This is a genomic window from Pseudomonas sp. S4_EA_1b (assembly GCF_016307435.1).
GTDB lineage: Bacteria > Pseudomonadota > Gammaproteobacteria > Pseudomonadales > Pseudomonadaceae > Aquipseudomonas > Aquipseudomonas rhodesiae.
Map to the genome: position 1 here is coordinate 1 of NZ_JAEILC010000042.1, position 6,760 is coordinate 6,760.

Here is a 6,760-nt window from a genome sequence, read left to right on the forward strand (position 1 = left end):
TTCTATTCCTGTCACTGCTGTCAGGAATAACACCTGACCTCGGCACGTAGCATTACAACACTTAGAACTGGCACAAGCCGGTCAAGCCTGTGAGGAACTCGACATGTCGCTGTTGATCCGTGGCGCCACCGTTATTACCCATGATGAAAGTTACCGCGCCGATGTTTTATGCGCAGGCGGTCTAATTCGCGCCATTGGCTCTAACTTGGACGTCCCCGCCGGCACCGAAGTGCTCGACGGCAGCGGCCAATACTTGATGCCCGGCGGTATCGACCCCCACACCCATATGCAACTGCCCTTCATGGGCACTGTAGCCAGCGAAGATTTTTTCAGCGGCACGGCGGCGGGTTTGGCCGGTGGCACCACGTCGATCATCGACTTTGTGATTCCCAACCCGCAGCAGTCGTTGCTGGAGGCCTTCCACCAGTGGCGTGGCTGGGCGGAAAAATCGGCGGCCGACTACGGCTTCCATGTCGCGATCACCTGGTGGAGCGAACAGGTGCGCGAGGAAATGGCCGAGCTGGTCAGCCACCACGGCATCAACAGCTTCAAGCACTTCATGGCCTACAAGAACGCGATCATGGCGGCCGACGACACCCTGGTCGCCAGCTTCGAACGCTGCCTGGAACTGGGCGCGGTCCCCACCGTGCATGCGGAGAACGGCGAGCTGGTGTATCACCTGCAACGCAAACTGATGGCCCAGGGCATCACCGGGCCGGAAGCGCACCCGCTGTCCAGGCCGTCCCAGGTGGAAGGCGAAGCGGCCAGCCGGGCGATCCGTATCGCCGAAACCATCGGCACGCCGTTGTACCTGGTGCATGTGTCCACCCGGGAAGCCCTGGATGAGATCACCTACGCCCGTGGCAAGGGCCAGCCGGTCTATGGCGAAGTCCTTGCCGGTCATCTGTTGCTGGACGACAGCGTCTACCAGCACCCCGACTGGCAGACCGCCGCCGGCTACGTGATGAGCCCGCCGTTCCGTCCACGCGGGCATCAAGAGGCGCTTTGGCACGGTCTGCAATCCGGCAACCTGCACACCACCGCCACCGACCACTGCTGCTTCTGCGCCGAGCAAAAAGCCGCCGGGCGCGACGACTTCAGCAAGATCCCCAACGGCACCGCCGGGATCGAAGACCGCATGGCGCTGCTGTGGGATGAAGGGGTCAATACCGGGCGCCTGTCCATGCAGGAGTTTGTTGCGCTGACCTCCACCAACACCGCGAAGATCTTCAACCTCTACCCCCGCAAAGGCGCGATCCGCGTGGGCGCCGACGCCGATCTGGTGCTGTGGGACCCACAGGGCACGCGCACTATTTCCGCCAAGACTCACCACCAACAGGTCGACTTCAACATCTTCGAAGGCAAGACCGTGCGCGGTGTGCCGAGCCACACCATCAGCCAGGGCAAGTTGGTCTGGGCCGATGGCGACCTGCGCGCCGAGCGCGGTGCCGGGCGCTATGTGGAGCGGCCGGCGTATCCGGCGGTGTTCGAGCAGTTGAGCAAGCGGGCTGAGCATTCCAGGCCAATTGCTGTGAAGCGCTGAGACCTTTATCGGGGGCAACCCCCCTCCCACACTTGAATGTATTCACAATCAAATTGTGGGAGGGGGCTTGCCCCCGATAAGGCCAGTACAAGCAACAAAAAATGCCCACTTAGAGGCAATCCAAAAAAAACCGTGAGGCCACCACCGTGATCCAGACCCTGACCCACCTCCCCCACCCCGTTGAGGATGGCGCGACCCTCGCCAGCCATTTCACCGACCTGGCGCCGCCGCTCAATGCGCGCCAGGCCCACCTGGAAGCCTCGCGCTGCCTGTATTGCTACGACGCGCCGTGCGTGAACGCGTGCCCCAGCGAGATCGATATTCCGTCGTTCATCCGTAATATCCACACCGATAACGTGCAGGGCGCCGCGCAGAAGATCCTTTCGGCCAACATCCTCGGCGGTAGCTGCGCGCGGGTCTGCCCCACCGAGATCCTGTGCCAGCAAGCCTGTGTCCGTAACAACGCCGAAGAATGCGCACCGGTGTTGATCGGCCTGTTGCAGCGCTATGCGGTGGACAACGCCCACTTCAGCGAACACCCCTTCCAGCGCGCCGCGCCCAGCGGTAAACGTATCGCCGTGGTCGGCGCCGGGCCGGCCGGTTTGGCCTGTGCTCATCGCAGCGCCATGCACGGGCACGATGTGGTGATTTTCGAAGCGCGGGAAAAGGCCGGCGGCCTGAATGAATATGGGATCGCCAAGTACAAACTGGTGGACGACTTCGCCCAGAAGGAACTGGATTTTCTCCTGCAAATCGGCGGCATCGAGATCCGCCACGGCCAGCGCCTGGGGGCCAACCTGACCCTGAGCGAGCTGCACCAGCAGTTCGACGCGGTATTCCTCGGCCTCGGCCTGGCCGCCAGCAAGCAGCTGGGCCTGCCCCACGAGGATGCCCCCGGCCTGCTCGCCGCCACCGATTACATCCGCGAATTGCGCCAGGCCCAAGACCTGACCCAACTGCCCGTGGCCGACCGCTGCATCGTGCTCGGTGCCGGCAACACCGCTATCGACATGGCCGTGCAAATGGCCCGCCTCGGTGCCCGCGACGTCAACCTGGTATACCGCCGTGGCCTGGCGGACATGGGCGCCACCGGCCACGAGCAGGACATCGCCAAGGCCAACCAGGTGCGCCTGTTGACCTGGGCCATGCCCGAAGAAGTGTTGCTGGACGACCAAGGCCGTGTGCGGGGGATGCGCTTTGCCCGCACCCAGATGCACGACGGCCGCTTGCAACCTACCGGCGAGACGTTCGAGCTGGCCGCCGATGCAATCTTCAAAGCCATCGGCCAAGGCTTCGACGGCGACGCGCTACACGATCCGTTGGCTCAACAACTGCACCGGGTGGGCGAGCGAATCTTCGTCGACGAGCACCTGCGTACCAGTATTCCCGGGGTGTATGCCGGCGGCGACTGCGTCAGCCTTGGTCAGGACCTCACCGTGCAGGCGGTGCAACATGGCAAGCTGGCCGCCGAGGCCATGCACGCTCAACTCATGCTGAATGTGGAGGCTGCGTAATGGCCGATCTCTCGATTGTGTTCGCCGGTATCAAAGCCCCCAACCCATTCTGGCTGGCCTCCGCGCCGCCCACCGACAAAGCCTACAACGTGGTCCGCGCGTTCGAAGCGGGCTGGGGCGGTGTGGTATGGAAAACCCTGGGCGAGGACCCGGCGGCGGTCAACGTGTCGTCCCGCTACTCGGCCCACTTTGGCGCCAACCGCGAAGTGCTGGGCATCAACAATATCGAGCTGATCACCGACCGCTCCCTGGAAATCAACCTGCGGGAAATCACCCAGGTGAAAAAGGATTGGCCCGACCGCGCGCTGATCGTGTCGTTGATGGTGCCCTGCGTGGAAGCGTCGTGGAAAAACATCCTGCCGTTGGTGGAAGCCACCGGCTGCGACGGTATCGAGCTGAATTTCGGTTGCCCCCATGGCATGCCCGAACGCGGCATGGGCGCGGCGGTGGGCCAGGTGCCGGAATATGTGGAACAGGTGACACGCTGGTGCAAGACCTATTGCTCGTTGCCGGTGATCGTCAAGCTCACGCCGAATATCACCGACATCCGCGTGGCGGCACGGGCGGCGTATCGCGGCGGGGCAGATGCGGTGTCGCTGATCAACACCATCAACTCCATCACCAGCGTCGACCTGGAGCACATGGTTGCCCTGCCGACCGTCGGCACCCAGAGTACCCACGGCGGGTACTGCGGCTCGGCGGTCAAGCCGATCGCCCTGAACATGGTCGCCGAAATTGCCCGCGATCCGCAGACCCAAGGCTTGCCGATCTGCGGCATCGGCGGCATCGGCACCTGGCGCGACGCCGCCGAGTTCGTGGCCCTGGGCTGCGGCGCGGTGCAGGTGTGCACGGCGGCGATGCTGCATGGGTTTCGCATCGTCGAAGAGATGAAGGACGGGTTGTCGCGCTGGATGGACAGCCAAGGCTACACAAGCCTGCAGGATTTTTCCGGGCGCGCGGTGGGCAATACCACGGACTGGAAGTACCTGGACATCAACTACCAAGTCATCGCCAAGATCGATCAAGCGGCGTGCATTGGCTGCGGGCGCTGCCACATCGCTTGCGAAGACACCTCGCACCAGGCCATCGCCAGCCTGAAACAAGCGGACGGCACGCATAAATACGAAGTGATCGATGATGAGTGCGTGGGCTGCAACCTGTGCCAGATCACCTGCCCGGTGGCCGATTGCATTGAGATGGTGCCCATCGACACGGGCAAGCCATTTTTGAATTGGACGCAGGATCCGAGGAATCCGTACAGGGAGGCGGTGTAGCCCTTCTGGCCTAATCGGGGGCAAGCCCCCTCCCACATTCGACCGAGTTTGTCTGAATGAATGCGGTCAAGTGTGGGAGGGGGCTTGCCCCCGGTGAGGCCCCAAGCCCCACCACGATACTCAAGGCTCCAACCCAATCCCCCGCAATATCACACCGGTCACCGTCTGAATCGCCTTCTCGAATTGCCTGTCCGACAACGGCTGGTGATCATTCAGAATCGTCACTTGGTGATCGAAGTCGGCGTAGTGCTGGGTGGAAGCCCAGATCATGTACAACAGGCTCGATGGTTCCACCGGCAAGATGCGTTTGTCTTCCACCCACTGGCGAATTTTCGCCTCTTTCATCTTGGCCCAGTCGTACAGGCTTTCGTCCAGCGCCTCACCCAGGGTCGGCGCGCCGTGGATGATTTCGTTGGCCCAGACTTTCGAACCGTACGGCCGTGTACGCGAGCGCTGCATCTTGGCGCGGATGTAGCTGCTTAGCACCACCCGTGGGTCGTCAAAGGTTTCAAAGCTAAGGGCGTCCTGTTTCCACACGTCCAGCAGGTCGAACAGCACGGCGCTGTACAGCTCGCTTTTAGTGGTGAAGTAGTAATGCAGGTTGGAGCGCGGCAGTTGCGCTTCTTCGGCGATGTCGGCCATGGCGGTGCTGCCATAGCCTTTCTCGGCGAAGATTTTCTCCGCCGCTAGCAGGATCTTTTCGACGTTTGCCCGGCGAATGCCACTCTTGTGATTGCCCATAAGGGCTCCCTGACAACAACATGGCCTAAAGACTACCATCGGCTCTAGATCGCGGCGACAGGCGCATTCGAAACTTCGTACACTGCGCGCTTCTCTCTTTGATTGGGTATTGCAACATGTTGATCAAGAAAGCCCTGACTGCTGTCGCACTGCTCGCTTCCCTGCTGGGGGCTTCGGCAGCATTTGCCCACGCCCACCTGAAAAGCGCCAACCCGGCAGAGGACAGCACCGTCACCGCCCCCAAAGACCTGCGGCTGACGTTCAGCGAAGGCGTCGAGGCCACGTTCAGCAAGGTTTCGCTGAGCAAGGACGGTACTGAAGTCGCCATCAAAGGCTTAGAAACCCCGGACGCCAATAAAAAAATCCTGGTGGTCACACCGGCCGCGCCGCTGGCGGCCGGCACTTACACCGTCGAGTGGCATGCCGTCTCCGTCGACACCCACAAAAGCGAAGGCACTTATCGCTTCAAGGTCGGCCAATAACCCATGGCCACCCTGCTGGTGCTGTGCCGGTTCGTGCATTTTATGGTGGTGTTGCTGATGTTCGGCGCTTGTGCCTTCAGGCCCTGGCTGCTGGGCAAAGACACGCAGCCGGCCTTGGAGCGCACGTTGCTGCGCCTCACCCGTGGGCTGGCCTGGACGGCGCTGGTATCCGGCGTGGCTTGGTTGCTGCTGATTACCGCAAGCATGGCCGGCAGTTGGGACGCCGCACTGCAGCCCGGTACCGTGGGCCTGGTGCTGGGCAAGACGTTCTTCGGCCAGGTGTGGGTCTGGCATCTGCTGCTGAACCTGCTGCTGGTGATCGCCCTGATCAAACCCTGGCCGGCGCTGCGCCTGCCGCTGCTCGCGCTGTTACTGGCCACCCTGGCCCCGGTGGGCCATGGCGCCATGCTGGACGGCCTGAGCGGGCGCCTGCTGATCCTCAACCAAGTGGTGCATCTGTTGTGCGTCGGCGCCTGGCTGGGTGGGTTGCTGTTGCTGGTGCTGATCCTCAGGCAAGCGCAGCGTCACCGGCTGGAGCCGATCCTCAGGCGTTTCAGCGGCGTCGGCTATGGGCTGGTCGCCGGTTTGCTGGTGAGCGGGTTGATCAACGTGCGTGTGCTCACCGGGCAACTGTGGCCAACGCCATTGTTCAGTGGGTTTGCGCTGATTCTATTGATCAAGGTGATGCTGGTGCTGGGTATGTTGTGCTTGGCACTGCTGAACCGGCTGCGTCTGGATAGCGGCGAACAGCAGTTGGCCGGTTTGAAAGGCAGCGTGATGCTGGAGTGGCTGCTCGGTGTTTGTGCCGTAGGGGCCGTTTCGGTGCTGGGCACCTTACCGCCGATGGTCCTGGCTAGCTGAAATGCGGGAGGGGCGGTGCGACGATTCGACTTGCCTGCAATAGCCATAGGCTTCTACACAGGTCTTAGAGGCTGACACATAACTCTGTGCTGAGCAGGCTCACCACAACAAACCCGCTCACCACAACAGTCTCAAGGGATGTTTTCACTGATACCCGTGCCGCCCCCTTCCACATTGACCTTGCGTACCTTGGTCATCGTATAACTTCTGCTTGACACTCCAGGAAAACCCCGCAAATATTCGCCCCAATGTTGTACGACGACGTATAAAAAATAATAAAAACAACAAAAGAAAGGGAGCGTCACTGTGAGTCAATTCGCCCGCAATTCCTGCGTACGTCTGGGC

Annotated in this window: 6 protein-coding genes; 5 read left to right on the forward strand and 1 reads right to left on the reverse strand. The window is 61.8% G+C overall.

The features are described 5' to 3' along the window. The first annotated feature begins 103 nt into the window (after positions 1–103). The 3 genes from hydA to preA all read left to right on the forward strand — a co-directional run bounded on the left by hydA (position 104) and on the right by preA (position 4,331). Positions 104–1,543, forward strand: coding sequence for a dihydropyrimidinase (gene hydA / locus YA0848_RS14425; protein WP_034098877.1), 1,440 nt, complete (start codon positions 104–106; stop codon positions 1,541–1,543). A gap of 146 nt (positions 1,544–1,689) precedes the next feature. Then, a complete protein-coding gene (locus tag YA0848_RS14430; RefSeq protein ID WP_047882679.1) occupies positions 1,690–3,057 on the forward strand; it encodes an NAD(P)-dependent oxidoreductase in 1,368 nt (455 codons plus the stop codon). Continuing rightward, the gene (preA, locus tag YA0848_RS14435; protein WP_034098881.1) at positions 3,057–4,331 is read left to right on the forward strand and encodes an NAD-dependent dihydropyrimidine dehydrogenase subunit PreA; all 1,275 of its coding nucleotides are present in this window, start codon (positions 3,057–3,059) and stop codon (positions 4,329–4,331) included. Before YA0848_RS14430 ends, preA begins: the two co-directional genes overlap by 1 nt. A 120-nt stretch (positions 4,332–4,451) precedes the next feature. Here the strand turns inward: preA and YA0848_RS14440 are convergent, their stop codons facing one another. After that, the gene (locus YA0848_RS14440; protein WP_034098883.1) at positions 4,452–5,072 is read right to left on the reverse strand and encodes a TetR/AcrR family transcriptional regulator; all 621 of its coding nucleotides are present in this window, start codon (positions 5,070–5,072) and stop codon (positions 4,452–4,454) included. A gap of 116 nt (positions 5,073–5,188) precedes the next feature. On the opposite strand from YA0848_RS14440, the gene copC reads away from it, so the two are divergent. Together copC and copD are read left to right on the forward strand one after the other, a co-directional pair. After that, a complete protein-coding gene (copC, locus tag YA0848_RS14445; protein ID WP_047882677.1) occupies positions 5,189–5,554 on the forward strand; it encodes a copper homeostasis periplasmic binding protein CopC in 366 nt (121 codons plus the stop codon). Positions 5,555–5,557: 3 nt separating this feature from the next. After that, positions 5,558–6,415 (forward strand): copper homeostasis membrane protein CopD, encoded by an 858-nt coding sequence (gene copD, locus YA0848_RS14450; protein ID WP_034115383.1) that lies wholly within the window; start codon positions 5,558–5,560, stop codon positions 6,413–6,415. Positions 6,416–6,760: the final 345 nt, after the last annotated feature.

Bases quoted from the DNA above. Each gene is read 5' to 3' on its own strand.
- hydA (WP_034098877.1), top strand. From the start codon at position 104: ATGTCGCTGTTGATCCGTGGCGCCACCGTTATTACCCATGATGAAAGT.
- preA (WP_034098881.1), top strand. From the start codon at position 3,057: ATGGCCGATCTCTCGATTGTGTTCGCCGGTATCAAAGCCCCCAACCCA.
- YA0848_RS14440 (WP_034098883.1), bottom strand. From the start codon at position 5,072: ATGGGCAATCACAAGAGTGGCATTCGCCGGGCAAACGTCGAAAAGATC.
- copC (WP_047882677.1), top strand. From the start codon at position 5,189: ATGTTGATCAAGAAAGCCCTGACTGCTGTCGCACTGCTCGCTTCCCTG.
- copD (WP_034115383.1), top strand. From the start codon at position 5,558: ATGGCCACCCTGCTGGTGCTGTGCCGGTTCGTGCATTTTATGGTGGTG.